The sequence below is a fragment of the Halorubellus litoreus genome (assembly GCF_037081675.1).
Classification (GTDB): domain Archaea; phylum Halobacteriota; class Halobacteria; order Halobacteriales; family Natrialbaceae; genus Halorubellus; species Halorubellus litoreus.
Window position 1 is genome coordinate 851,073 of sequence record NZ_JAZAQL010000002.1, and the last position, 25,789, is coordinate 876,861.

The following is a 25,789-nucleotide window of genomic DNA, read 5'->3' on the forward strand; positions in this document are numbered from 1 at the left end:
GGTCGTGCGTACTCACCTTCAGTTGCTTGCCGCACTCGGGACACCGAGTTTCGATGTTCTCGACCATATAGAATTGTAAGCACCTCAGAGGCCGAGGCGCTGCTTGACCCAGTTCTTCCACTCGAACTTGGTATCGTATATCTGGATCATGGTCAGCCGTTCCTCTTGTGGACTACCGTTCGGTGGATGATACTCCACGCGTGGCTTCCCAGCAGGATTGGAGTCGATCAGGTACTCCCCTCCTCGGCGTCCCTCGATCTCAAGTATCGGACGTCCACCACGACCGAATCCGATCTTCGTTACGTCGTAGGCTGCCTGGTAATCCATCGTCTCGCCAGCCCACTCGACCAGGTACCGTTCTGGTTCGCTCCTGTCGAGCTTCTCGATGGCATTCGAGACGCCGTTCGACGTCGGCGCCGGCGACCCATACAACTCAAACTCGTCCATCTCGACCGACCCATCGAGGTCGTCCTCGTCAGCCACATCATCGGGAGTGCTGTCCTCGGTCATGAAGACAATATCTGACCCACTGATAATATAATTTGGCAGTAACGAGTGCAGCTCAACCCGTTCGACTCGACGCAATCGGCGGGCTTCGGCCAGGGGAAACACAGAAACACCTCCGATGAAATGATGGAAGCAGATGTCGAGAGAGAATCTCGTGGAGGTGGAGTTCCGCCACGAGGACGAGGATACGTTACTGGCTGACGCTGGGGAGTCGTCTTCCATTGTGGAACATCTCCTTTCCGTTCAGGCGAACCGACTCCAGGCTGGCCAGCCCGACTCCGAACTCCGTTCGCTCTCACACCTCGACGAGGAGAACGTCAAGCTCCTCGAACATCAGGTAGACGCCGCCCATCGCGCCCTCTTCGAGATGGGTGGAAAGGCCCTCCTCGCCGACGAAGTCGGCCTGGGCAAGACCATCGAGGTCGGGATGATCCTCAAGGAGATGCACTACCGTGGCACCGACGACGCTGTACTCATCCTCACCCCCGCGCAGCTCGCCCAGCAGTGGCAGGCCGAAATGCTGGAGAAGTTCGGTCTCGACTTCACCTGCAACTACGACGACGACTTCGCCGGCTTCGACGGTCACGACCACATCATCGCGAGCATCGACACGGCAAAGAGCGAACGACATCGCTCGACCGTCCTCGCTCGCGACTGGGACGTCCTCGTGCTCGACGAGGCGCACTACGTGAAGAACGAGGACACCGACCGCTACGGGCTTCTCGAGCAACTCTCCTACGACTACGCGTTCTTCCTCACTGCCACCCCTATCCAGAACGACGTCACGGATCTCTACAACATCATCTCACTACTCCGTCCGGGATTGTTCGGTACTCGCGAGGCCTTCCACAACTACTTCGTCAACACCTCACAGGAGACGCTGGTCAATCGGAACGAACTCCAGACGCGGCTACGGGAAGTGATGATCCGCAACCGGCGCGAGGAGACTGACATCGACTTCACGCCACGTAACGTCACGACGCGTACATTCACACCCTCGCCAGCAGAGCAAGACCTCTACGAGGCCGTCACGGACTACGTGCGCACAGCGTACAGCGAAGACCAAGGGCAGAAGCTCGTCCTGATGATGCTCCAGAAGGAGGTGGTCAGCAGTCCTGCTGCGCTGAAACAGACCATCGAGCGCCAACTCGACGTCGAAGACGGACGACCCGCACACGCCGACCAGCTCGAACAAATCCTAGAGTGGGTCGACGCCGTCGAGAAGCCGACCAAGCTGGAACAGGTGCAACGGATCACGAAGGAAGCACGAGAACGCGTGGACATGGGACGCGTGATCGTATTCACGCAGTTCCGGGCCACCCAGCAGTCCCTCTTGGACACCCTCTCCGACGAGGGCTACACCACGCACGCGTTCCACGGCGGCCACTCCAGCGACGAGAAGGAAGAAATCGTCGAACGGTTCGAGGAGGAAGGCGGTGTGCTCGTCTCGACCGACGCGATGAACGAGGGACGCAACCTCCAGTTCTGTAACGTGATGGTGAACTTCGACCTCCCGTGGAACCCGATGAAGGTCGAACAGCGCATCGGCCGTATCCATCGCATCGGACAGGAACGAGAGGTCTACGTGTTCAACATCGCTCTTGAGGACACCATCGAAGAGTACGTTCTGGAGCGACTCTACCACAAGATCGATTTGTTCCAGCAGTCCGTCGGCGAGCTGAGCGAGATTCTGACGCGCATGGAGGAGACGGGTCGCAACTTCGAGGACGAAGTGTTCGAGCGGCTGGTCGGAGCGGGTTCAGAGGTCGAACTCGAGAACGACTTCGATGCCATGGCCGTCGACCTGCAAGAGCAGCGTGACCTCGCCGAAAAGATCGAGGACTTCAACGGTGGCGTCTTCGAGGGGTTCGACCTGGGGGCGAGCGATGACTGACGCCGCGATGGCCGTCACCGAGCGCGCAGTCGAACGGTTCGTGGAGGCGTACCTCGTCTCTCTCGACGCCGAGATTCGAAAAGACGGCCGTCGCTGGACGGTTTCGCTGCCTGACGATGTTGACTCCGAACTCGAACTTGAGGACACCGTACTGGAGATTGCCAGCGATGCGAAGGAGGTCGGCGACGATGCACTTGCCATCGCGCCGGAGAGTGCGTTCGTCGAGCGGCTACTCGACGAAGCCGCAGACAGGGTACCGGTCGGGTCACTCGAACTCACGGAGGAACAGTGGCGAATTGAACTACCCGCTTGGATTACTGCCGGCCCAGTTGACGTGGTCGATCGAACGTTCACGCCCTACTACGACCGTCAAGCCCTCTGTGCGTTATTCCACGTCGGAATCGAGACGGTCAGCGAATATCAGACGGAGGAACTCCGTTCCCTCGCTGTTGACCTCAACGATGAAGAAGAGCGGCCAGGACTTGCTGAGACCTATCTGGAGTTAACGGATGGTGAGCAGCGGGAACTGGCACCTGGGCGTCCCGTCGACGACACAGCACTGAAGAATGCCCTCGGGACAGTTCGGAGTAATATCGAGAACGAGGTTGCACCGGTGGTTCACGAAACACGGGAACGGGCAACGCGTGCCGCGAAGGTCGAACTGGAGGAGTATCGAAAGTTCGTCCAGCAACGACGCGACGAATTGGAGGGCGAGATCGACAACATGAGTCATCGGATCGAGGATGCGACCAGCACCATCGATAACGCGTCCGAGCAGAAAGACCGAGTCGAAGCACTCCGCAAACGGAAGGAGCTCCAGGCAGAACTCGATGACCTACGCTCTGAGCTCGAGGAACTAACCACGAAGTTGGAGAACGACTTCCCCGAAAAGCGCCGGGACATCCGAGACCGCCACTCGCTGACCGTCAGAATCCGTCCAGTCACGACAACCCTGGTGTCCTACGAACGCGGTGACCTCGACCTCACGCTGAAAACGGATGACGCATCTGCTACTGTCTCCTACTCCTACGCGATCGGGGCAGGCGTGATGGAGGAGGTTACCTGTGAACACTGTGGGACGGCAGTGACCACTGAAAATCCGCTTACCTTCGACGGGAACAGTAGGATTGGGTTGGATTGCTGCGGCGAGTGATGGCCGTTATCGCCCGAATCGGTAGATCAGGAGATTGCAACTTTCGTTGAGAACGTTCCCAGACAGCGCGTCCACGGTCGAGTCGGCAGTCGAGACCGCGAAGCCACATATTGTAGCGGGATCCTTGTATCCGATGTCGGACAGGGCCTCCTCTAACTCTGGCACAAGCTCCGCTTTGCCGACGTCGATCGTCGTTACTCCCGCGTCTCTAAATGCGTTGAATGAGGCCGGCGTCCTCGAGAGTAGGATTCCGCCCGAACGAAGGAAGGATATCTCTTCCTGCAAAACATTCACCAACTGGTCTTGCCGTGCCGGGTCGTCAAGAGCAGCCGACCAACCGAGGTTTGAGAATTCTGCGTCGCCAGACCAGCCCAATAAGTTGTTCTGGTCGATGAGGTCGACGATGTCGTCGCGGAATGCGGCCTCTGCCTGACCACGATAGAAGTTCCACAGATTGGTCTTCTGTACGGTAGGTTGCTTTTCTGCCTCTATCAACTCTAGGAATGTTGTCGGGATATGGAGGTCGCCAAGACGTGGCTCTGTAGGAGTCCGGCCGAGGGTTGCCTGTGTCTGCGATGCGAAGACCGTGGATTTTGTCAAGCGGTTGAGTGAGCGGCTGGCAGTGAGCAGGGATGGGTCAATCAGAACATCAATCGGCGGTTGCAATTTGCCATTTAAATCTTTTCGGAGCTGGTCGTTCCCGGCAATCATGACAAGCCCCTTCAATCCGGACACTGATAAGATACGGCGATACTCCGATCGATTCGACAATCCCCCAGAACACCTACGGACTGACGGTCAATGCTACGACTGAGGCTGGCTGGGTCGTCCAAATCCGTTCTACTACCCCAATTATAGAGCCTACGAACCGTAATATGATATCGTTCACACGATCACGTATACCTCTCCTTTTTCGACTAGTACCACGGCCAAATCCGTGCTAGTATAAGAAATATGGTGTTAGAATAAACGGATATCCGTCAGGTATTATAATCTAGCAATCGAACGGGCATGTGTTAGGATGCGTGTCTTAATTGTTGACGACAGCCAAATCATGGTTTTCGAACGGCTCCCAGCGCCGGATATCGGATTACTTTGGCTTGGTAAGACTCGAACGTGATGTAGACCGACATGTATAGCAGCAGCAGCGAACAGTTGATACACGAAAACTTGTCTGGGCTGCACGCAAATGGTGTCTCTCAATACTATACCCTACTAATAAAAATTTCCTGTCGTTAATCATATATTCTTTCTTATTGGAATTCCCTAATCCTTCGAATCCGTGGGTCGAGCATCGTAAGTAGAGAGTAGCCGGGCGAGCTGCTATAGCTGTACTCCACCACATACCTTTCCAGAACCGGAGTGAGACCGGCTGAACGAACTGATCTACAGACATGACCTTAATTACGGGATTGACACCAACAAGCTCCTAGGAAAGAGCGAACAACCTAGTATAATTCGTAGATGTTGGCGAGGTACTCTCTACGAACCTCGTTGCCCCAATTATGGGTATATCGATCCATCACATCGTCTCCCTTATCTCCTCGAAGATACTTTACGGTCAGCTCGTCCATTCTGCGTTTTGCGTGGGTCGTGAAGAAATGCCTGAAATAATGTGGCGTGACGTTCTGTGGATTATATTTGCCATCCCTCCAGCCCTCCGCGCTTGCTCGTTCTCGGAGTTGGCCTTGGACTGTGGCTGGGGTTAGTCGTTGATTGAGCCTCTTGGTGATTCCACCCTGTCCTACAAAGAACGGTCGCTCAACGACGTCCACCGTGGGACGCGTGTTCAGGTAGTAGACCAGAATTTGTTTGAGCTCCGGATCAATAGGGAAGAATGTGACCCGCTTGCGTTTGTTGCCAGCTTTGCGGATCTCATTACGATATTCGGTACCCATGTCAATCTCATTTGTTACATAGATTGTATCGGGGCGACCATCCAGTTCCGTACGGCGAGCTGGATAGCACTGCTGGACTTTCGGGTGGTCAAGGTACACGTCTCGGAGGTCGAGATTCACGATCTCGCCCACCCGCATACCCGTCTTGGCAAGCATGGTGAAAACCGCAAGCAAGAGGGGGTTTGAGAACCCCCGCTTGAGAAATGAGCCCATCTCGCTTACAGAGATATCTCTTCGTCGCCGATAGCCCTTTGTAAAATCTCGATCCCTAGTTACTATCCGGAACGGGTTCCGATTAATTATCCCCTTATCTCTCATCCACTCGTAGATTTTGTTTAGGGTAGATAGATACGACCCTGCCGTGTTCGACTCGTGTTGATCTTCAAGGTTATTTGCAAACCTCCTCGCTTCAGGGGTGTCTATCTCTTCAGCAGAGATACCTTCAGGAATCAGAATTTGATCTTCGAATTTCCTGACAATTTCTTCATATGTCCAATTCCTGTTAGGGGTGAGATTCCGACCGGGGAGTATCTCTTGTAAATAATGCTGGAGCGGACTCTCGGGATAATCGTCTTCACTGCTCATGTAGCTTCCACCCACCTCTGCTGGGAGAATGCTCGATTTTGCCTGCCTCTTTCATACCTCTCAGAACCCGCTCCACCTCTTGCGCATGGCGGTCTATGAGTGGATCCATGAGATCGTCCCAGCTCCTGAATGAATCCGTCGTGAGTTCGTCCTCGATTTTTTGTCTGAGCGACTGCTGCTCATCAGTCTCGAAAGGCGATGTATCGTCAAATTGGTGACGACCCGCCTCGACCATAACGCGAATATATTCTGCGAGGCTTTCGATGCCCTTATCGTCCATGTCTGATTCCCAATCATCTCGTCTTGGCTGTTCGACCCGTATGGTTATCGGGGAGTATTCTTTTTGCATGGTATAGTTCACCTCTCGTGAGCAGTTTCCAGATGCCCGATTCGGTCACGGTCGCTTGGTAGATATCCAGCTTTCACTTCACTAGCCACAACTCCGACCATGCACAAATAACTTTTCTAGCATATCTAGAATATACCCTTGGGCCTTAGAAAGCAGTTTTGGGGCAGATAGCGAATATAACGATAAGAAAAAGCACAAGTATAAAGTGGGCGGGGTCACCCCGCGGCCAATAGAACCTCACATCATGAGAGGGGGATCTGCGGCCGATTTCGTGGATACCGGGATACGTGGCCAAGTGGTAGACGTGGTAAATCGAATCCTCAAGAGAGTCCACGTCCAGTACATGAGACTAGGGACTCAAACGCGAGACAGGAGCCCAGAGAAGATTTACGTCGTCGTTCGCCTGCTGAAGTGTTTCCAGAAGGTAGACGAACCCATAGTAGTCGAATGTGGCCGAGCCAGCCGAGAGAAGTGGCGCTGTTCAAAAAGGCGCTGGAGATGGGGGGTCAAACCGACCACGGACGAATACGTGTGGTGATGAACTGGCTCGGAGTGTATCCAAGGAGAGGTTGGAACCAATGACGTCCTGCTCCAGTGCTAATCAACTACCTCTACACAGAATACGCTGAAGCAGCATTCTCTGAGGGTATAGCAATATGAAGCTTCGTTCGCCAATCTCATTCTTCCACACTTCGCTTGTTTCGGTCTCCGGAAATATATTGAAGGCACCGCAAGAGGATACACCATCACATGCTGCTTGATTTCATCGCAGGGAATTGGAACGACGCGCTCACCGTCTTAACCGCCGGTGTGGCTGCCTACACTGCCTATCATCAAATCCAATACTACCGCGCCCAACAAGCCAGCCTTAACATTATCTCTATTGATGAGCCGACATACGAGCCACGAGCACAGAATGCGTACGGAGATATTGTTCCGACCAACGAGATTGACGAAACTGAACTTCGAGACACTAAGTATTCGCTCGAAGTTGTGCTGGAAAATGACGGTCGGGAACCGACTACATTGTCCGAGTTCACGCTCTCTCTTCCCGATACCGAGGAGGAACTATTCCTCTACAACGACCGAACGAGGACAGGATGGCAACGCTCTTTCGTTGAGTTCGAGGGAAACGAACGAAAGCAGCTCAATCTTTTTAACTCCGGTGAGGTGCGTGACACGTACGGGCAGGACGTTGAAGCGATCCTCTGTCTTGATTCGACTGCAGACGTAATTGAACAGCCCGTAATGCTTCGTTGCTCTGTTTGATATTCACGGTCAAATCCAAGACAGGGCACCCCCCGGATGCGGGTTCTCGCGGTATCAACAACCTCGGTTAGTATGCACAACCGACCGGACGAATAGTTGTAGTCCTGTACGCTGTCGACCCTGACCTCCGAAAGGTCGGATTCAGTGGCGTCACAAATCCGTCAAACCCGTCGCCTTGGAGATCTTCTCAATACTGGGCCAGCAGAGTTACATCGGGGAATGGTGGACACTACCCATGCGCACTTTTGAATTGGTACGCGGGGAGAAACCAGTAGAACGCGAAGTTGAACCGTTCCAGTCGGAGGGTAAATTGGAGGAGTTGCTTCACAGTGTCCCCTCACTATTACTGGAAGAGGACGTTCTGATTATTGGACGGCAGGTCGGGGTGGATACCGGCACGCTTGATTTGCTTGGCATTGATAAGTACGGGAACGTCGTGGTTTTCGAGCTGAAGAAAGGGGACAGTGGCTCTGGAAGTGCGTCTGAAGGGTCGATTTTGAGCCAGCCACAGGAGTACGCACAGGCCCTGCACTGGCTCACGTACGAGGACTTGGATGACATCTTCACTGAGTACTCCACCGAGGTTGGTGCGAAGGACTGGCCCGGATCCGACGGCCTCGATGGTGACTCCCTGCTCGACGCGTTCGAGAGTCATTTCCGAACGACACTGCCGCAAGAGACGTTCAATCAGAACCAGCGGATGGTCATCGTCGCAGAGGAGATCACCGACCGGACGGCTGCAAATGCCAGATACCTCCGAGATGAGGGGCTACACCTGCAGTGTGTCGAGGTACAACGGTTCCGGCTCTCCACGGATGCTGACTCGTCACCGGTGCTGGTGGCTTCGACGGTCGTTGATTATGACGAGAAACGCGTCCAGCCTCGTGAAGAGGATGCCATCACCTATCCAGAGATCAACGAGGCAATCGTCTCGCGGGCGTTCCCTGCGTTCAAGGATGTAACCCACGCCACCTCACCCGAAGAACTGTTTCCTGGCGGCTTCGATCATCGTGAGCCACGCATGCACTCGCAGCATCCTGAACACCCAGATGCCGTTCGGTACGCGCTCCGCGTCAAGCCGTTAGAAGAGGGTCATGTGCGGCTTTCGATCGACGTGACCTCACGTGGGCTGGAGCTGGAAGAAGTCGACAAGACGGCCTTGACGGGCCGCATTCGGGACGCAACGGATTGTTTTGAACAAAGGGGGTTCCACGTCGACCAGTCACGGAACACGTACCGGATCGTCACAGCTCATTGGGACGTGGACTCGGTAGCTGACGTGCGCGACGAGGCATTCCTTGATGAAGTGGCCGGCCGCTATGCTGATCTCGTCACCATCGGTCACGAGACCTTCGTCGATACCTGAACAAGGAGATGACCCTGCGGACGAGAAGAACCTGAGCTCGCGCATTCTCAATAGCGACCGGGCATAGGAGGACTTCTCGTTTAGAGCCCTTGGATGGTTCGAATTGGCAGCCTTTGACACAACTTAAGCGGGACTATCACCGTTCTCGTTTGGACTCCCAGGAGTCACATCATCGAGGAAGTCACGCAGCACCTCCGTGAACAGGTCGGGTTGTTCCAGCATCACGCCGTGACCTGCATCCTCGACTTCGTGGACGCGGACGTCCGTCGGAGCCCGTTCTAGCTGCTCGGCCTTGTCGGCGATGACGTTTCCCGTCAGTTCACCGTACGCGTAGAGGACTGGAACGTGGAAGTCGGTCGGGCTCGTCCCGACGTAGTCCTGACCGGCCGCTATGAGCTTCGACCGTTCGTCGGTAGATAGATCACTCATAGCCTCGTTCGCGTATTCCGAGGGGGTGAGTCCCAGTTCGGGCACCTCCTCCTCGGGGCCCTGCTCCATGTCTTTAACCCGTTCAGCAATGAACTCCATCGCGTTCTGGAACCGCTCCCGACCGATAACATCCTCGATGCGGTTGAGAACCGGTTGGAGCCGGAACATCGTTCGCTCGAACACGTTCTCGCCGATGTCCGTGCGTGCGTCGGCGAAGGCGAGGGCAGCAACGTCGTCCGGGTGCTGAATCGCGTACTCTGCAGCGATCAGTCCGCCGTACGAGTGTCCGCAGAGGATGGGACGCTCCACGTCCAGTTCGTCAAGTAGTACGTGGAGGTCTTCCACGAGGAGTTCAATCGAATAATCTCGCAGAGATGAGGCTTCGGTCTCTCCATGGCCGCGATAGTCGTAGGCGATCAGCTCGTACTCGTCCTCGAGCGCGGCCATCTGTGGGCGCCACGAGCGGTGATCCCAGCCCAGGCCGTGGATGAACACGACCGGGGGGCCGTCCCCTGTTCGTTCGTAATACGTCTCCACTCCGTTGGTCGCCACCTGCGGCATGGTCACAACACCTGCAGACTCCTGTATAATGGCATCGGAATGACATTGTTCGGCGCCACTGGCCAAGGCTCTGCACTGGGGATAGTCTCTACTCCGCGGAACCAAGGGGTAGTGGGTCGTCGAGAGAACGACCCCGTGAGGTGATGTGATTAAACCGGCGAGTCGTCCACGCGTGGATGGCTGGGCAATCCAGTCACTGATCACGTCCACGCGTCGCGCGAGTTATCACCAGTTCACACGTACATCGCCGATCACGGTAACGCCGTTGACAGCGGCGGGATAACACAGGAACCAATAGCCGGTCGTTCCGTCGCAATCTCGGACGCCATCACCGATGACGAGAGGGAACTCGTCGCCGAGGCCATCCGAGCAACCGAACCTCGGACAAACGCCTGCTTTGCCAACGCCCTCGAAATGTGGGCGTACGATTGTCGATTCAAATACGCTGAGGGCTTCGCTGTCGTCTCGGAGACGGACATCGGCGGTCTCGAACACGCATGGTGTATGCTTGACGGGGACAAATTGGTGGACGTGACGAGGCCGTTCGTCCACTATCACGGTGCCGTTATCACAGATGACGATACGCTACGGCACCACTACGAGAGCGAGGTAGGAGACGGTGTTATTGGCAACCATGCCAACCGATTCGAGTTTCTCCGAGAGGAGGGGTACATCGACGAGGACGACGACCGAGAAGGCTGATCGAGGTCGTCCCGGGGTTGGGACAGAAGCAGCATCCACTGGAACGGTTCGAGAACAACGCGAGGAGGAGGATGTCGTGTCTGCCCCCCTCCATTGTTGCCAATCAGCCAACTTTTTTGTGTGCCACCGCTGACGTACTCGCCAGTGGGGTGAGACTGGATGTCACTGGCTGATGCACACAGACCGACGAACACACGCGAGCGGTACCGCTTGATGACCGATGCGGCATCCCGACCGTTCACGGCCGGTGCTGTCGCCGTTCCCCTGGTGCTTCCCGTCCTGGGCTACCTCTCGAACGATGTCCGGATCATGTTCACCGTCCACCTCTTCCTCGGGGCGTTCTGGTTCGGAACTGCGGTGCTCGGCGCGGTCGTCCTCGGCCCCGTCATGGGGAGTCTCTCCGAGGAGGCCAACGTCGAGTTCGCCGAAGGCTTCGTCCCGAAGATGAACCTGCTGATGGAACCGGTCTCGGTCGGCGCGATCGGGTCTGGGATTGGCCTCGCCAGCATGCTGGGACTGTGGGCATCCCCGACGCCGTCACTGTGGGCGGCGCTTGCGATCGCGATTGCGCTGCTCGTTCTCGGGTTCGGCCCCCTCCACAAGTTCACGGCAGGGATGTTCGACGAGATCGCCGCCGACGAGACCGACCACGAGCGCCTCGCCACGTTGAACAAGAAGTACGGCATGCTGAGCCTGGTCGAACTCGTCCTGATGATCGCCATCGTCGCAACGATGTCCGGCCTCCGATGGGGGTTCTAACACCGACCGCCCCGCTGCACGAGCCTCGGTCTTCGCGTCGTCCAATCGCCCGAAGACTGTTGCTTCGGACTAGTATCGACAACCTTGACGCGACTGCCGGTTCAGGCCTGACATATGACCGTTGACGTCGCTATCTCCGATGCGCTCGTTCTCACCGTCGACGAGCGAAACCGCCTGTACGAGCGTGGCACGGTGCTCGTCGAAGAGGGTCGGATCACCGAGGTTCGACCGTCCGAGGACGGCGATGGAGAGATCGAGGCCACGCACACAATCGACGGTGACGGGAGACTGGTGATGCCGGGACTGGTCAATGCCCACACCCACCTGGAGCTGACGCCGCTGATCGGGGCGTTCAGCGACCTCGACCTGCTGGAGATGATGGGCAGTATGACGGCCATCTACGGCCGCCTCGGCGAGGGCGACTTCGACTATCTGGTCGAGGCCGGGTACGAGCTTGCCGCCCTGAACTTCCTCCTCGGGGGTGTCACGACCACCAACTCGATGGACGTCCGGCCGAGTGCGGGGGCGGAGACGTTCGGCGAGGCGGGACTCCGCGGATTCTTCGGCCCAACCATCACGGATATGTTCTGGGATGTTCCCGTCGACGAGCAGTTCGACCGCGCTCGGGCATTCATTGAAGAGTACCACGACACCTACGACGGGCGCATCCGTGCGACGATCTGCCCGCACGACGACTGGTCGTGTACGCGCGAGCTGTGGGAGCGCACCGCCGAGCTCGCTGCCGAGCACCCCGACCTGCTCGTCCACACGCACCTGCTCGAGCTCGAAGAGAGCAACACGATGGCGCGCGCAAACGGGGGCAGGGATTCCCTTGGCCTTCTCGAGGAGGTTGGCCTCCTCGACGACCGGCTGGTTGCGGCTCACTTCCGCGTCGCCGACGAGACGGATATCGAGCGCACTGCCGCGGCAGACGCGTCCGTGGCGCACTGTCCGTCGGTGTTCTGCTACTGGAACCCGGACGCCGACATGCAGTGGACACCCGTCCCGGAACTGCGGGATGCGGGCGTCGACGTCGGGCTGGGCATCGACGACCACTACTGGCACGACTCCTACAGTCTGTTCGGTGAGGCCCGACAGGCTCGCCTCGCGGCCAACGTCAAGCGGACGACCGGCCAATACTCCTCGATGGAACTGGTGCGGATGCTGACAATCGAGGGGGCCCATGCGCTGGGGGTCGGCGACGAGATTGGGAGTATCGAACCCGGAAAGCGGGCGGACATCATCCTTCTAGACGTGGACAAGCCGAAGTTCACACCGCTGACGAACGTGCCTGCCCACGTCGTGAACAACGCGGCGCCCGCCGACGTGGAGACCGTCATCGTCGACGGAGAACTCGTGATGCAGGATGGGACACCGATGACTATGGATACCGACGCGATACAGGAACGCGTGGAAGCGGTGGTCGAACGCTTCGCCGACGAGATGGGCTGGGAGCTACACGTTGGTGGTGGAGAGCCACCGGGAACCGTCGAGACGCTCCGGGAGCTACCCAAGCGTGGGCCCGCCCGCCTGCTCTCGCGCCTGGCACTCCAATCGGCGCGTGACACGTTCTCCTTCTGAACCACCGATGTCCAACTCACCGTTCCCTCCTGGGTACGTCCGGTTCGACGATGTCCGCAGTTCGATGCTGGAGCCACGCCAGGTACGGGTCTCGGAGTCAGTCGCATTGGAGACGATTCACGTGGCCGGATCAGAGCCGGCGGTCGTGTTCGTCCACGGCGGGCTCGGTTCGCTGTGGAACCCGTATCCACAACTGGACGCGTTCGAGGGCGAGCAGGAGTTGGTGACGTATGCGCTGGCTGGAAACGGGAACTCCACGACGCGTCCCGAACAATCGCTCACCGGGCACATCACCGATCTCAGAAACCTGCTCGACACGCTCGATATCGACCGACCGATTGTCCATGGCCACAGTTACGGCACCGCCATCGCGCTCGAATACGCCAAACGCCATCCGACGGCTGGACTCGTCCTCCACGCTGGGGGTGATCACGACCTTACGCCGGCGTGGGAGAGACCGTTGTTACGGTTGTTCCTGGCGCTGCGATTGTATCGGCTGCCTGCGAACGACGCATTAATTCGCCAGCTCGCCTACCGCGTCGGCTTTCACGAGGGGACGAAAGAGGCCGTCATCGAGGATTTCCTGCAATCGAACCCCTTGCCGCGCCGCCGCTCGGCCTGGACGACCGTGACCGAGGCGTTCTGGGGCTACGACGGACGCCCCGACATCGAACGGGTCGACGTACCCACGCTCGTCATCCACGGCCCCGCCGATGGGATCGTTCCGGTCGCTGTGGCCCGCCAGACTGCACGTCGGCTCCCCGAGAGCGTGTTCTGCCGTATGGAACGCACCGGTCACGTCGCGATGATCGAACGCCCAGCTGCGTACAACCGTCTCCTCCGAGCACTCATCATGGCCGTCGAAGAGGAATGCGGTCTCGAATCGACGGTTCGCGACTGGATCGGCGAGCATACAGCGAATGACTGACCCCAGGAACATCCGTGCTGTGAAGGTGGTCATCGATGATCTCCGAGTGTGTCATACAACAATTCACTCACTCATCCCGTTCTCTCAATTCGTTAGATACAGCTTCCCCATCGACAATCACAGGTCAGCAGCCACCGGTCGCATCTTGATGGTAAATTCTAGTGAGAGTAAGTCTGGTCTATCCACGACATGTACTCCCTATCGGTCAAGTTGAACCACGATCATCGTGGGTCGAAGACCAGATTGCATTCGTAGCAATAGTAGCGGGCTGGATCATCGTGCGGATTCTGAGTCACTTCCTCGTCCGTATTACACCAAAGGCACATCCACGTCGAAGGCTTGGCCGCTTTGTCACAGTATTTACAGTGTGTTCGTGCGGGGAGTTCGTCGGGTACCTACTGGCGTTACAGGTCGGGCATGCGATATCCTTCACAGTCTAGATATCGGTCAGCTAGTCCAGAACAAAAATACGTCGCCCCGGGAGGTCGAGAGAGCCATCGAAGCCACCCCCGCAGACGACGGGGCTATATTCGTCACCACGAAGTCACTGATAATGGCGACGTATCAAGTGAGACTATCGAACTACACCGACGAGTTACCCGAAGACGACGAAGAAGTCGATAAGTTTCTCGTGACGGAAAATGAAACGGGGGCAGACCCGCTGGAGAGAGTTATCAGTTTACTCCTTGAGCTTCGAGATGAGTTTGAAGCCAAAATCCAGTCAACAGGTGGGATGTCAGAAGCAGACCTTCCGCACACCTTCCACCCTCCGAACCTCCTACCCAAGCAAGAACTGGGCTATCGCCTTATCAACCACTGGGAGGATGCACTGAAGAAGGATTCGCGTGTCGACGAGAGCTGGCTCGAGAAGACGCATGAAACTGAAAAGAGTCGCGAGTACGGAATGCACTTCGTCATCGAAATAATCACGCTTCATATCGAGGTGGGGCCTATTGAGATTCGGCTTATGCCTGACAGGGTAGATGAGATTTGTTCGGGAGAGGACACGCTCTGGGGTGGAGATTTTTTTAAGCCGGAGCCCACCGTTGCTATTCAGGATCAAATTGCCAGCATTTCAGAAGAATAGCAGATTCTGACCAGGAGCCTCCGGGTGACACACCACTACTGGGTTCCGGTGGCTTCTCCCATATAATTCGGTCTCAGATCGAAGTGGGAAAAATTGCTTTCTCCTTGTGTTGACCAGCGCACTGATGAGTACGCAGGCTTGACTGAACAGACCATTCACCCTCACGAGAACTGAAACCAACGGGTTAGCAGACTATTCTATGTCACCCCCTGAGCTCCGCTAGCCCGAAAAGACCATCTTCCTGACTCCCTACGACATGACCGTGGCCGACGATCTCTGTGACCGGGTCGGATTCAATGACGACTCGCTTCGTCAAGAACATCGTCAAACGACTCCCTCCCGAGCAAGAGTGAGACAGTGAGTAATGAACGTGAGCAAGTCATGAGCGGCATCCACCTCAACCTCCTCACTGTAGTTGCGAATGCCAGAATCTGTGCATCGATCGAGAGGGTCGGGCGAGGGATTGAGGAACAACCCCTCCAACGGCCTATTAAACACGAGGGGTCTAACTACACCGTAGATGCGCGAACGAGACGAACAGCCAGATGACAGCGATCCTCAACCCGACGGATACGAGGCCGAAACTACAACCGACATCGTCGAGTGGGCTGTAGGCGACTGGCGGCCCGGACGTACCTTTGAGGAGATCGGGCAAGTGATGGAGACGGTGAGAGAGGAGGGAATCGACTCGGAGGAAGGTGCTCGTCAGTCCGCTACTCTCCTTCGCGAGACGATGGAGTACGCCGAAACCTTCGGAATACGGCTCCTATGCGAATTCGAGGACGCAGACCAGATTTCGGATCGGTTAGCGAGCTACCAGCCTGACGAGGTGAGAACCTTCTATCAGCACGTCGCTACGGAGAATGCGGAGTCGTTCTGCAACTTGAAGGACGAGATCGATGGGGGCTATGCCGAGAACCTACAGTCGGCCTTTGGCCTCTCCGAAGAGGTCGCGGAACACGACATCTTCTCTTGGTTCAAGAGCCATCTCCGCCGAATTGCCCACTTCTACACGAGCTATTACGACATCTACGGCGCCAAGAAACATGCCCAGCGGTACGAAGTTCTCAAACTGGAGGAGTTCGAGACAGAATTTCCCATCGAGCTGGAGGCCGAGGACACGAGGTACGTCCTCTTCATTCCGCAATCAGATGGTGAACCCGTTCCGATTGCCGTCGACGCCCGGCTACTGGCGAATTACTCATTCGGTGTGGCGCGGCGAGTTCGCTCTCTCTCTGACGCCATTGCGAGCAAAGATCAGGACGACGAGAAGAGAGAACTGACGCTAATACGAGATGACCTCGAATCGATACTCGACGAATATCGTGAGGTCAGATCGGGGGAACCGGACGGGTTCGTCCTGTACGGCAACTTCGAAGAAACCGAGGAGATTCAACGAATCTTCCAGAGACCCGCGACCATTCAGTACGAGAGCGGAGAGTTGCAGTTCCACGTCGTCGACGAGGAGGAGTATGGGCCGTTCACAGTCCATTTCGAGGGCGCATCTCGCATAATGGGGACTGCGAAACAGACCGTCACAATCGACAGTTTCGAGGTCACGAGTCGATTGACCGTCGACCAGTACGAGGAACTTTGGAAGCTCCACTCGGCTATGGAGGAAGGGGAGGTCAAGAGTATGGGGCTGTACCTATCCGGACAGAAGGCCGGTGAGGGGTTGGAACATGCTTCTATCGAGGAGTGGCTTCCACCCGATGAAGCGGTACAGTTCCTCCGTACCGACATCGTGGAACGGGAGCATATCGACCTTCTGAAGGCGATGAACCAAATGTACGAGAGGGAAATTCTGTCGCCAGCAGACCTGACTGATGAAGACCTTCAGCTCATTCGCGACTGCTTGGACGGTCGGACAACGAACGACTTGACCGGGGAAGAGATTCGAGGGCTTGCAGAGCAGATGTTCGATCTCTAAGCGTCCGAGATGGGACTGGGCCCCGGAGTTACTATCGCGGGGGAGATGGAACGTAGTAGTTCACCATCGAGTGGCTCCCTGATGGAACCGCGCGCCTTCTGGAGGCGGGGGACATTGATGGCGGGGAGCCTATTCCCACAAGTGGCCACGTCCTGTGGCACAGACTCCACCTCGGTAGCGGGAAAATCTACTACACCGAAAACGTTGATGACTCGGCTAGGTACTATCGGGCCGATTCGTAGCCTGATACGAGATTAGTCGCAGCGGCACAGGAGGTCGAGAGTTGTCAGCTCATCGCCGTCAGCACACGCTGGACAAACGGGCGGGTTCGATGTTGCGTTCAGTTGGCTCGAATCCCATCTGTACTCGGTTTCACACCGCGGACACATCCAGTTCATCACCCCATATTCAACGGCGAGGTCGGGATACTCGTGACCTAGCGCCGGCGTGAGCGCGGCGTCTTCGTGTGCCTGCAGGTACTCAACGACCTGCTCGCGTGGATAGTCGACGAGGTCGGGCAGGAACCCGCGTGGCTCCTCGTCCAAGTACGGTTCGTCGCTCTGGCCGCAGCGGTGACGGCAGTCGCAGTAGCGGCACTCCCAGCCGTACTCCGGGTTGCCCGGCGGCAACTCGCCCTGCTCCCGGTACGCGGTGTGGTCGGCGGCCCACTCGACGACCTCCTGCCAGAACGCGTCGTCGAACGGCAAAGTATACGCGCGGAGATCCAACGTCTTCCGCGAGCCGTAGATGACGACCGCCTCGTCAATCTCACGGTCGTGCTTTTCGGCGAGACTGCGCATGTAGGCGTGAACCTGTGTGCGGTGTTGGCGGTTGGGGTCATCGATGTCGGCGACCTCCTCCTTGGACTTTACCTCTGTCCGAAGGATGGGCTCGGACTCCCGGTCGACGATGCAGGGATCCGTCACGCCCTTGAAACGCACTGTCCACCTCGGTCGGTATCTCGAAGTCGACCCACATCGAGTTGCGTACGTACGCGTCCGTGTCGTACACCACGTCACGGAGGTACGGCACCATCACATCCTCCTCGAAGTGGGTGCCTGCCCAGAAGATGCCCTCCGGCTTTTCACGCTCCGCCGGCGCGTTCTCCTGTCGGTAGAACACCTTCCGATGGCACTGGAGAAGACTGCTCGGCGAGTGCTTCTCCGCTGGTGGAACCGGCGACAGCCCGTTGAAGTACGGCTGGCCCTCTCGAATATTCTTCTCCCACTTCCGCTCTCGATACCATTCGCCGAAGGGATCGCCGTCGATCTTCTCGGCGAAACGCTCCTCTTCACCTGTCATCGGGGCGATACACCTCCTGAGAGTGAGCAGCCGTACAGCTCATCGTACGCTGTAACCCACTGAGGGTATGTCCGACTAGGAGTGTGACTTCCGGAAACGGAACCTATACTCTAACCCCGCCTGTTGCTCACAACGGAAGGTTCCCGAAGAAGGCCTCCGCTTGCCGTCTCAACCTATCGGCCTCCTTCATCGCCGACCGCCTCTGTTGTTCGATCCACTGTTGGGTTTCCCAGAGTTCATACTTTATGCCCCAATCGTCTGTGCGTTCCGCCATCTGTTTCACGTCCTTCCGAGCCAGTTCCGATGCTCTCTTCTCAGAGACCGGATTGTCGGTTCCCCGCGATGCTGAGACGACCTCTTCGGAAACCGTTCCGACTGTTTGATTGATGCTCTGGGCCATCCCTTCACCAAATGCAACGCGAACTCCCCAGTGAATCTGGCTCAACACCCACGAGTAGGCCCGCCAACCGATCGACCGACCGACGCGATGTATCAAGAGTTGGTTGATTTTGCCCGTTACGCTGTACGCGACCCGATACGACGCGCCAAACGAGAGTATGAGGAGAATGACCTCGACGATGGTGAGCGCGACATATTTGAAGAACTCGACATACCGGTCTGCGGAGGGGCTCTTACCGGCTTCCAGTTGCTCGTGAATTCCACACCCCGAATCAAGGACGCCCTTCACGCTCGAAACGAGTGGGACATACTTGGTGAACCTACTAGCTTTGTCGGCAAGGTCGCTCACCTCTTCGGCGATTCTGTCTGGAAAGACGTCTAGCCAGCCAAGGAACTCCCCGATGTCGTCGAGGTACTCAAGCAACCAATCGTACGCATCGGGATTCTCCTGAAGCTCTTCCAAGCCGACCTGCTGGAAACTGCTTAGGAATCCCGACTCCTGTGTCGACTCTACCTCCTCTGGATCGTCGAGCTTCCCGTACGCGTAGCACACCGAGTCCACTGTTTCACTCACGGCGTTCTTCAGACCGGACTCGTCCCAGTCATCGTCGAAGAAGTCGACGACTGCGTATCCGAACTCGTCAACAAACGCCGATTGAGTTCCCCTCGCTCTCCCTGGTAACGTAACAGCTGAGGCCGCAGCTATCGAGCCGAGGAAGTGTCTCCGGTTCACTTATTACCAGAAACTATCCCGATACCCAAAAGCCAGTTGCATGCGTCGACATGCCAATCAGAAAACGTGATGGTGCTCCCGTCCCCTTCCCTCGCCCTCGGGACGAACGAGATTGTACCTCGCCATCTTCTGATGGTGGTTTCTCATCATTCGACGCGTCTTTGGTTCCTCCACTCTCTTCCAGTATTCTTCATACAGCTCTCCGGGGCTGACCTGTGATTGTTCCGCGATGATATCGTAGAGGACTCGCTGGTGGTCGTTGAGCTTTTGAACGTGGTCGTACTGGAGGATGGCCAATTGGTGTGGGAGCATACCTGTATTACAATTAACCCAGACGACGCACGGCAGGCCGTCACCAGATACGAGACACGAAAACAGTAGTTACACCAGCAAACGAGCAGTGGTTCATATTGTACTAATGATATTCTTCAGAGTGCGACCCTCGAGAGGATGGAACCATTGGCGACCCATTCTGATTATGCGGATGGGGGGTCTTCATTGGAGGTAGTCATTGTGAATCTCTGAAACCGTGAGATACCGGGAAAAGTAGTCTGTTTGATGTCACACGGGCTAGTTCTATCTGAAGGAGCGTAAGCGATATTGATGGTAGCCGCTGTACGTCTCCTGGGCATCACTGATACCGGTTACTTAGCATGGACAAAAGTTACCTCAACTCATTGTAATTGGGAAGTATGGTAGTACCAGAGGATTACGAATTTGTAGAGCCTTTAACCGACAAGGCGGCGTTACAACCGATATTCGATGCCGAATATGATAATGAGTGGGAGAAAGAACTCCACCTTTCTGCTGCTCTAGTACCGCTCTATTTAGGTAAGAACCTGGATAGTGACGGTGCAAAGTCGTTCAAATCTAAAGAGTTGGTTGATTATATCGCCACGTTATATGAGCGGTCACGAGTATACCATGCGTTCTTCAATGACTGGACTGATTGGGTTTCAGAAGGTCGAAGGAAGCCATATACTACAAAAAGGGCAGGAATTCACATTTTCGCACCAATATATGTCCAAGAGTTAGAAGGCCCAATGAGATATCATGTAACTGCATTGAATGACCTCTTTGATGAGTTTCGTGGGTCAGACGGTGATTGGGAAAAAAGGCTATACGATGATGGTGACCGTCGTTACTTCGGTAACGTTTTGAACACCTGTATTCAGATATCCGAATCGTTACATGATATACCGGACAATGCAGAATTACAGGATGGGTTAAAGTATCTAACAAGTGCTCTGATTCTCATTGACCAGCATGAGTCGTTCGCCGAGCGGAATGGGCTAAAACAGAGTTTTCAAGAATCACTTGATTACACTGATCTCGATGAAAGTCCGATTGCATCTGATATCCGGAACGGCTTCGCTCATGCAAATTACAAACTCAATTTCGACGATGCACTAGAGATTAATGAGAAAAATATAGATATTGAATTGGAAGATGAAGAAATAACCAAATCCGTTGACGGCGTTCTTTCTTTCATCAGTCGTCAGCTCACCCTGATGTACGCTCTTAGCACCGGTGTGACTCTTGCACTTTACCATATATCAATCGCCGAAGATTATGATGATCAAATAGAAATTCTGTGGAATGTCCTACCCGGCCAGATAGGAAACCCCGAGTGAGTGCCAGCGGAATAACGTTGGATTAGGGCTGAATAGTCAGGCAACTCGTAATTTACGAGCCTCATTCTCACCAGGAGGTGCATCGGCTAGGAGTTTCATCTGCCTCTCGTGACGTCTACCCATGCGTTTATGCCCGCGGGCTGCTGCTGCCGCGGATGTATGTCAGAGGAAACCCGGACAACCACTGATTCATCATCGGTCGGAGAACGGCCGACTCTCACCGTGAACGATATCGGAGGTATCGAGCACGCCGAAGTAGAGTTCCCCGCTGGCATCACGACGCTTGCGGGCGCGAACGCCTCCAATCGTTCGTCCCTCCTAAAGGCACTAAACGAGGTGTTGGGCGGGACAATGGGATCGATCAGGCGTGGAACGGACAACAGTCGGGGGCGCGTGGAACTGACCCTTGCTGGCGAAACATACCAACGGACACTCGAAGCTAGTAAGGGAGATGTCCTGCGCGGCGGTCATCCCTATAGCCCAGATTCCACGTTGGTCGACTTGTATGTCTCCCTGCTGGAGTCGAACGAGATTCGCAGGCTCGTCGAGACTGCTGACCCGAGTGCAGTCGATGCGCGATTGGCCGACCTCCTGATGGCGCCAGTCGATGTGGAGGACATCCAGCAGGAGATCGAACAGTACCAGCAGCGCAAAGAGGAGATTGAGTCTGAACTCGACTCCATCGAGGCTGCGAAGGCAGAGCTTCCAGAGCTGGATGAGCAGCGGCAGGTGAGTCAGACCGAACTTGAGAGGCTCGAGGTCGAGTTAGAGGAGAAGCGTGACCAGCTCACCACTCTCGATGTCGACCACGAGACGGCAGAGCAGGCCGAGAAGCAACTCGATGCGCTGCAGGCCACACAGGAGGATTACCGTGATATCGAGACCACGATCGACCGCAGGGAACGACGGGTTGAGAACATAGAACAGGAGCTGTCCGATCGACGTAACACGTTAGAGAACGTGGAGGAAAAGATCGAGTCAATCTCCGCCCCAGACGATTTGGCCCTCCACTCTCTTGAAGAGAAGGAGCAACGGTTACAGCGTGTGGGTCTGTTGCTCGACAATCTTGCGGAGACCGGCCGCGTGGTCGTGAACCCCGAACAAGAGCCTGCTCTCTCGGCAGAAATCGACAGCGGTCAGGACGCCATCGCAGATATTGCTCGGCTGCTTGGCCCCGACTCGCAGGCGACTGCCTGTCCACTCTGTAGCAACCCAGTCCAACGCGAGACGGTTCGAGAGCGAGTCGAGACGATAGCAGCCGCGGCGTCCGAGTACTACGATGCGGCGAGGGAGATTGCTGCGCAACAGGACGAACTCCGATCACAGAGACAGCATCTGGAGGAGTTGCGTGACGAGCGTGACAACCTCCAGAGCGACATTCGTCAACTCGAACACCGCATCACGGACACGAAGCAGCGCATCGCGGAACTCGAAGACGCCCGCGACGAGACGCGTTCGGAGATCGACGAGCTGCAGGAACGGGTTGAGGAACTCCAGCAGCGTCGCAGTGACGAGTTGGAGGCCCTGTACGATGAGATTGCGGAGCTCCAGGGCGCTCGTGTGGACGTCGAAGCGAACCTCGAACGAATCGACAGCCAGATCGCAGAGCACGAGTCGACGATCGGCGTAGAGGCCGACCTGCGCGAGGAACTCGCAGACATCGAATCGTCGATCGAGGAGCAGCGCGAGCACATCACGCAGTTAGAGACACGCGTGCAGGACGCAGCGACGACCCACATGACGGAACTCGTCGACCGACTCGACTACGCCGGACTCGCAGGAATCCACCTGGAGCGAGAGCCGACCGAGCATCCGGCTGGTCTCTCCGAGTTCCGGCTGGTCGTGAAGAGACGCCAGCAGGATGGCACCGTCGTCGACGAGGATGACCTTGGCACGCTCTCCGAGTCAGAACGGTCGCTGGTGGGGCTCGTCGTCGCGCTGGCTGGCTATATCGCACACGATGTGGCCGATGAGGTACCGTTCCTACTACTGGACTCGCTCGAGGCGTTCGATACCGACCGCATCGACCGTCTGCTGGACTACGTCCGCGACGCTGTCGACGTGACGTACATCGTCACCGCCCTCCTCAGCGGGGATGCTGATGCTGTCGACGCCGAGGACGCAGAGATTTCGGCGGACGCGTTCATCTGAGCACCAACGAGCAGCCGCACTCGCACTACACCAATGACGAACCCGAACAACCTACCAGAGCGGAACTGGCTCCAATCACGGTTTCGGCGGCGTACGGTACGACGAGGAACGACGGACGATGGAGACCGTTGGTACGAGGACGAGGAAGGACGGCGTCATGCCAGTGTGACCACGGTCACGGGAAACATCGACTTCAGCAGTTTTCCTGAAGAGTCACCCCTGTTCGAGAGCCCATGGCCGTTGCGCAAGTGGAAAAAGAACACTCAACGCTGGTGGATCAAGTACTGGTACAAGCGCCAGCTGGGGATACTCGGACACTACCGCATCACCGGCCAGATGGACGTGAGCACACCCGACGACACTGTCGAGGCCCGCGAAGAGCTGATCCATCCATCTGACGATAGCGTTCGTCACCATTCAGCGGCAACGCTATTCGAGACCATCCGTTCGTACGACGACGTGGGTCTCGCCGCCGAGGGCTGGGAGTACGACCGGTATCCTGCGGAGCATCCGCTCCTCGATGTCGCGGAGCAGGACGCCGACGAGATAGGACACCTGTGGCGCACGACCATTCGACCGGAACTGGACATCGGTTACGAAGACGTGTGGCGGGGCGAATTGAAGTTCATCCGATTGCTCGAGGGGGACGCGTGGCCGCCCGTCGGCTACGGCGGGCAGATCGATCTCGTGGCAGAGATGCGCTCCAAGCTCCGCGCGGTCGACATCAAGACGGGAACGCTGCGGACGCCTCACCGGATGCAGGCCATAGCTTACCAAAACGCGTTCCCAGAACTTGACGGGGCCGCTCTCGTCCACGTCTCGCCGACCGGCGAGTGGGAGGTGGAGTGGTCGGAGGACTGGGCGACCGAATCGCTCTGGCAGCAGTTCCGCGCTGAAGTCATCTCGGCCGAAGGGAACGAAGAGTTCGACTTCGGTTTCTGAGTGGATGTTTTGAGGGAATCATATAGATAGATGCCCGGCACTACTGCATCAGATACTCAATCTAAAATCAACTCTGTATGAATGTATCCCAAGGTATTATTAATCAGAAGATAGTTTGGAATAACTGCGGATTCCGCTCAGTCTGGGAGGGACACTGGAATTCGCAATGGGCTGGGTGCCCATCCCCGGGGCATTCAATCACAACCGCCCCGCCCCAGCCCGCTATTCATTGGCTCGTCATCTAAGCAGAGTGTAGAGATGATACGGGAACTGCAAACTCACAAGCTGCTCATTTCGTAGGGTCGAGGCCTCATTCGAAACCTCCGATTCGGTCGGTAGGTTCGACAACAGCTCTCTACTCAGACCCGTCGGTTTCGATGAAAGCGCGAAGAGAGAGAGTGTATCTGCCCAACACGCGGCTCGACATTTCCGATTCCAGATTGCCCGGTTAGTGGGAAAGAGCCTTTGAGCGGTCACCTACATCTATGAACAATGTCATTGATCGGCTTCCGCCGCGAAGAGGGCGAAATCGAGTATCTTGAGGAGGTGGAATATAGCGAGGAACACCTGGAGGACGACCTTCACGAAGTGATACAAAGTGACCCAAGGCTGGTGATGGGGACGCTCACCTCCCGCGAGAATTCCGTTCTTGGGAGCAAGATGCAACTTCCTACTGGAAAGGAGTTGGACTTGCTCGTATGCGACGAACAAGGGACGCTCACCACTATCGAGTTCAAGCGAGACCGGTCGCCACGTTCAGCCGTCACCCAACTCTTCGATTACGCGTCTTCTCTGTCCCGCCTGACTCAAGAGCAGTTCTTCGAACTGACCAACTACGAGTCACTGGATGAACTCTACGAAGCGTTCGACCACGAGGAGGATTCGGAATTCGACATCGGCAACTTCGAGAAGGAATTTGAAGACGCACTGGAGTCGCCTCAACTCATGCTGGTCGCCTATACAATCACCGACGATGTCCGGCGGATGACGCGCTGGTTGCGAGAGGCCCACGATCTGAAGATCAACTGTGTCGAGTTCGACTACTACGAGAAGGACGATGCCGAGATGTTCGTCCCGACAATCATCGGGATTGAGGAGACACAGGAGATCAAGGAACGAGAGGAGTCACCCAAGCAGAAGAAGTACCGTCGGTTCCACGGCGAGTTACTCGAACGGTTCAATCAAAAGCTGCCCCACGTTACAGGGAAGAGCGCCAGCAGTAGGAACTATCTCACACTTCCAACCGGAGACAAAGATGTCGAGCTCGTCTGGGAGTTCAAGGGATCTCCCGGCGAGAAGGAGTTGCGCGTCGTCATGAACTTCCGATACGATGATGGCGAGAGGAACAAAGAACTGCTGGAAAAAGTGCTATCGACGGTGGAGGAGGGCTCGCTTGACATTCCTGAAGAGATCCATTCCGAGGATTATGGCAGTAGCGGATACGCCCGGTTCTACATCACACAAGGAGTTGGACAACTTGATGATGCTCTTGAAGACGAGGAACTGAAAACGTGGGCGGTCGACCGAATGGTCGATTTCTACGAACAGCTTACGCCCATCTTAGACCAAGACCTTGGGGATTCTACCTCGATTCAGTAACCGGGTAGTGACGTTCCGTCTGCCCACATGT

Annotated in this window: 23 protein-coding genes; 14 read left to right on the forward strand and 9 right to left on the reverse strand. The window is 56.4% G+C overall.

Going from position 1 to position 25,789, the window contains the following annotated elements; translation table 11 throughout:
* Positions 1–84: 84 nt before the first annotated feature.
* Positions 85–510, reverse strand: coding sequence for a hypothetical protein (locus tag VYJ16_RS11485; RefSeq protein WP_336350443.1), 426 nt, complete (start codon positions 508–510; stop codon positions 85–87).
* Positions 511–643: 133 nt separating this feature from the next.
* Here VYJ16_RS11485 and VYJ16_RS11490 point away from each other — a divergent pair, with 133 nt between their 5' ends.
* Together VYJ16_RS11490 and VYJ16_RS11495 are read left to right on the forward strand one after the other, a co-directional pair.
* Positions 644–2,401, forward strand: coding sequence for a DEAD/DEAH box helicase (locus tag VYJ16_RS11490; RefSeq protein ID WP_336350444.1), 1,758 nt, complete (start codon positions 644–646; stop codon positions 2,399–2,401).
* Entirely contained in the window at positions 2,394–3,554 is a 1,161-nt protein-coding gene (locus tag VYJ16_RS11495; protein ID WP_336350445.1) for a hypothetical protein, read from the forward strand. Before VYJ16_RS11490 ends, VYJ16_RS11495 begins: the two co-directional genes overlap by 8 nt.
* A 6-nt stretch (positions 3,555–3,560) precedes the next feature.
* Here the strand turns inward: VYJ16_RS11495 and VYJ16_RS11500 are convergent, their stop codons facing one another.
* From VYJ16_RS11500 to VYJ16_RS11510, 3 genes are all read right to left on the reverse strand, one after another.
* A complete protein-coding gene (locus VYJ16_RS11500; protein WP_336350446.1) occupies positions 3,561–4,265 on the reverse strand; it encodes a hypothetical protein in 705 nt (234 codons plus the stop codon).
* 737 nt (positions 4,266–5,002) lie between these two features.
* Entirely contained in the window at positions 5,003–6,037 is a 1,035-nt protein-coding gene (locus VYJ16_RS11505) for a tyrosine-type recombinase/integrase (RefSeq protein WP_336350447.1), read from the reverse strand.
* On the reverse strand, positions 6,027–6,386 hold the full coding sequence (locus VYJ16_RS11510) for a DUF5805 domain-containing protein (protein WP_336350448.1): 360 nt from the start codon (positions 6,384–6,386) through the stop codon (positions 6,027–6,029). The genes VYJ16_RS11505 and VYJ16_RS11510 overlap by 11 nt, the downstream gene beginning before the upstream one ends.
* A gap of 750 nt (positions 6,387–7,136) precedes the next feature.
* Between VYJ16_RS11510 and VYJ16_RS11515 the strand changes: the two genes are divergently transcribed.
* Together VYJ16_RS11515 and VYJ16_RS11520 are read left to right on the forward strand one after the other, a co-directional pair.
* Complete coding sequence (locus VYJ16_RS11515; protein WP_336350449.1) at positions 7,137–7,655, forward strand: hypothetical protein; 519 nt, start codon at positions 7,137–7,139, stop codon at positions 7,653–7,655.
* Between the two features lie 310 nt (positions 7,656–7,965).
* A complete protein-coding gene (locus VYJ16_RS11520) occupies positions 7,966–9,021 on the forward strand; it encodes a PDDEXK family nuclease (RefSeq protein ID WP_336350450.1) in 1,056 nt (351 codons plus the stop codon).
* A gap of 123 nt (positions 9,022–9,144) precedes the next feature.
* On the opposite strand, the gene VYJ16_RS11525 is transcribed toward VYJ16_RS11520, so the two are convergent.
* Positions 9,145–10,011 (reverse strand): alpha/beta fold hydrolase, encoded by an 867-nt coding sequence (locus tag VYJ16_RS11525; protein ID WP_336350451.1) that lies wholly within the window; start codon positions 10,009–10,011, stop codon positions 9,145–9,147.
* 504 nt (positions 10,012–10,515) lie between these two features.
* Here VYJ16_RS11525 and VYJ16_RS11530 point away from each other — a divergent pair.
* The 6 genes from VYJ16_RS11530 to VYJ16_RS11555 all read left to right on the forward strand — a co-directional run bounded on the left by VYJ16_RS11530 (position 10,516) and on the right by VYJ16_RS11555 (position 16,998).
* Positions 10,516–10,713 carry a hypothetical protein gene (locus tag VYJ16_RS11530; protein ID WP_336350452.1) on the forward strand — a complete coding sequence of 66 codons (198 nt, stop codon included), beginning with the start codon at positions 10,516–10,518 and terminating at the stop codon, positions 10,711–10,713.
* A gap of 213 nt (positions 10,714–10,926) precedes the next feature.
* Positions 10,927–11,472 (forward strand): hypothetical protein, encoded by a 546-nt coding sequence (locus VYJ16_RS11535; protein ID WP_336350453.1) that lies wholly within the window; start codon positions 10,927–10,929, stop codon positions 11,470–11,472.
* Positions 11,473–11,586: 114 nt separating this feature from the next.
* Positions 11,587–13,053 (forward strand): amidohydrolase family protein, encoded by a 1,467-nt coding sequence (locus VYJ16_RS11540; protein WP_336350454.1) that lies wholly within the window; start codon positions 11,587–11,589, stop codon positions 13,051–13,053.
* Positions 13,054–13,117: 64 nt separating this feature from the next.
* The gene (locus tag VYJ16_RS11545; protein WP_336350455.1) at positions 13,118–13,981 is read left to right on the forward strand and encodes an alpha/beta fold hydrolase; all 864 of its coding nucleotides are present in this window, start codon (positions 13,118–13,120) and stop codon (positions 13,979–13,981) included.
* A gap of 553 nt (positions 13,982–14,534) precedes the next feature.
* Positions 14,535–15,068 carry a hypothetical protein gene (locus tag VYJ16_RS11550; RefSeq protein ID WP_336350456.1) on the forward strand — a complete coding sequence of 178 codons (534 nt, stop codon included), beginning with the start codon at positions 14,535–14,537 and terminating at the stop codon, positions 15,066–15,068.
* 520 nt (positions 15,069–15,588) lie between these two features.
* Complete coding sequence (locus VYJ16_RS11555; RefSeq protein ID WP_336350457.1) at positions 15,589–16,998, forward strand: hypothetical protein; 1,410 nt, start codon at positions 15,589–15,591, stop codon at positions 16,996–16,998.
* A gap of 254 nt (positions 16,999–17,252) precedes the next feature.
* On the opposite strand, the gene VYJ16_RS11560 is transcribed toward VYJ16_RS11555, so the two are convergent.
* The 4 genes from VYJ16_RS11560 to VYJ16_RS11575 all read right to left on the reverse strand — a co-directional run bounded on the left by VYJ16_RS11560 (position 17,253) and on the right by VYJ16_RS11575 (position 19,729).
* Positions 17,253–17,939 carry a CRISPR-associated protein Cas4 gene (locus VYJ16_RS11560; protein ID WP_336350458.1) on the reverse strand — a complete coding sequence of 229 codons (687 nt, stop codon included), beginning with the start codon at positions 17,937–17,939 and terminating at the stop codon, positions 17,253–17,255.
* The gene (locus VYJ16_RS11565; protein ID WP_336350459.1) at positions 17,836–18,300 is read right to left on the reverse strand and encodes a hypothetical protein; all 465 of its coding nucleotides are present in this window, start codon (positions 18,298–18,300) and stop codon (positions 17,836–17,838) included. Before VYJ16_RS11565 ends, VYJ16_RS11560 begins: the two co-directional genes overlap by 104 nt.
* 127 nt (positions 18,301–18,427) lie before the next feature.
* Positions 18,428–19,432 carry a hypothetical protein gene (locus VYJ16_RS11570; RefSeq protein ID WP_336350460.1) on the reverse strand — a complete coding sequence of 335 codons (1,005 nt, stop codon included), beginning with the start codon at positions 19,430–19,432 and terminating at the stop codon, positions 18,428–18,430.
* 57 nt (positions 19,433–19,489) lie between these two features.
* The gene (locus VYJ16_RS11575) at positions 19,490–19,729 is read right to left on the reverse strand and encodes a hypothetical protein (protein ID WP_336350461.1); all 240 of its coding nucleotides are present in this window, start codon (positions 19,727–19,729) and stop codon (positions 19,490–19,492) included.
* A 395-nt stretch (positions 19,730–20,124) separates the two neighbouring features.
* On the opposite strand from VYJ16_RS11575, the gene VYJ16_RS11580 reads away from it, so the two are divergent.
* From VYJ16_RS11580 to VYJ16_RS11595, 4 genes are all read left to right on the forward strand, one after another.
* Entirely contained in the window at positions 20,125–21,066 is a 942-nt protein-coding gene (locus VYJ16_RS11580; protein WP_336350462.1) for a hypothetical protein, read from the forward strand.
* A 159-nt stretch (positions 21,067–21,225) separates the two neighbouring features.
* Positions 21,226–23,217, forward strand: a complete 1,992-nt coding sequence (locus VYJ16_RS11585) for an archaea-specific SMC-related protein (RefSeq protein ID WP_336350463.1) — start codon at positions 21,226–21,228, stop codon at positions 23,215–23,217.
* Between the two features lie 165 nt (positions 23,218–23,382).
* A complete protein-coding gene (locus VYJ16_RS11590; protein WP_336350464.1) occupies positions 23,383–24,159 on the forward strand; it encodes a hypothetical protein in 777 nt (258 codons plus the stop codon).
* Positions 24,160–24,651: 492 nt separating this feature from the next.
* Positions 24,652–25,758 carry a DUF4268 domain-containing protein gene (locus VYJ16_RS11595; RefSeq protein ID WP_336350465.1) on the forward strand — a complete coding sequence of 369 codons (1,107 nt, stop codon included), beginning with the start codon at positions 24,652–24,654 and terminating at the stop codon, positions 25,756–25,758.
* Positions 25,759–25,789 lie beyond the last annotated feature (31 nt).

What these genes read in the sequence shown, in the direction of transcription:
- VYJ16_RS11485 (WP_336350443.1), bottom strand. Translation starts at nt 510, where the DNA reads ATGACCGAGGACAGCACTCCCGATGATGTGGCTGACGAGGACGACCTC.
- VYJ16_RS11490 (WP_336350444.1), top strand. Translation starts at nt 644, where the DNA reads ATGTCGAGAGAGAATCTCGTGGAGGTGGAGTTCCGCCACGAGGACGAG.
- VYJ16_RS11495 (WP_336350445.1), top strand. Translation starts at nt 2,394, where the DNA reads ATGACTGACGCCGCGATGGCCGTCACCGAGCGCGCAGTCGAACGGTTC.
- VYJ16_RS11500 (WP_336350446.1), bottom strand. Translation starts at nt 4,265, where the DNA reads ATGATTGCCGGGAACGACCAGCTCCGAAAAGATTTAAATGGCAAATTG.
- VYJ16_RS11505 (WP_336350447.1), bottom strand. Translation starts at nt 6,037, where the DNA reads ATGAGCAGTGAAGACGATTATCCCGAGAGTCCGCTCCAGCATTATTTA.
- VYJ16_RS11510 (WP_336350448.1), bottom strand. Translation starts at nt 6,386, where the DNA reads ATGCAAAAAGAATACTCCCCGATAACCATACGGGTCGAACAGCCAAGA.
- VYJ16_RS11515 (WP_336350449.1), top strand. Translation starts at nt 7,137, where the DNA reads ATGCTGCTTGATTTCATCGCAGGGAATTGGAACGACGCGCTCACCGTC.
- VYJ16_RS11525 (WP_336350451.1), bottom strand. Translation starts at nt 10,011, where the DNA reads ATGCCGCAGGTGGCGACCAACGGAGTGGAGACGTATTACGAACGAACA.
- VYJ16_RS11530 (WP_336350452.1), top strand. Translation starts at nt 10,516, where the DNA reads ATGCTTGACGGGGACAAATTGGTGGACGTGACGAGGCCGTTCGTCCAC.
- VYJ16_RS11535 (WP_336350453.1), top strand. Translation starts at nt 10,927, where the DNA reads ATGACCGATGCGGCATCCCGACCGTTCACGGCCGGTGCTGTCGCCGTT.
- VYJ16_RS11540 (WP_336350454.1), top strand. Translation starts at nt 11,587, where the DNA reads ATGACCGTTGACGTCGCTATCTCCGATGCGCTCGTTCTCACCGTCGAC.
- VYJ16_RS11545 (WP_336350455.1), top strand. Translation starts at nt 13,118, where the DNA reads ATGCTGGAGCCACGCCAGGTACGGGTCTCGGAGTCAGTCGCATTGGAG.
- VYJ16_RS11550 (WP_336350456.1), top strand. Translation starts at nt 14,535, where the DNA reads ATGGCGACGTATCAAGTGAGACTATCGAACTACACCGACGAGTTACCC.
- VYJ16_RS11555 (WP_336350457.1), top strand. Translation starts at nt 15,589, where the DNA reads ATGCGCGAACGAGACGAACAGCCAGATGACAGCGATCCTCAACCCGAC.
- VYJ16_RS11565 (WP_336350459.1), bottom strand. Translation starts at nt 18,300, where the DNA reads ATGACAGGTGAAGAGGAGCGTTTCGCCGAGAAGATCGACGGCGATCCC.
- VYJ16_RS11580 (WP_336350462.1), top strand. Translation starts at nt 20,125, where the DNA reads ATGGTAGTACCAGAGGATTACGAATTTGTAGAGCCTTTAACCGACAAG.
- VYJ16_RS11585 (WP_336350463.1), top strand. Translation starts at nt 21,226, where the DNA reads ATGTCAGAGGAAACCCGGACAACCACTGATTCATCATCGGTCGGAGAA.
- VYJ16_RS11595 (WP_336350465.1), top strand. Translation starts at nt 24,652, where the DNA reads ATGTCATTGATCGGCTTCCGCCGCGAAGAGGGCGAAATCGAGTATCTT.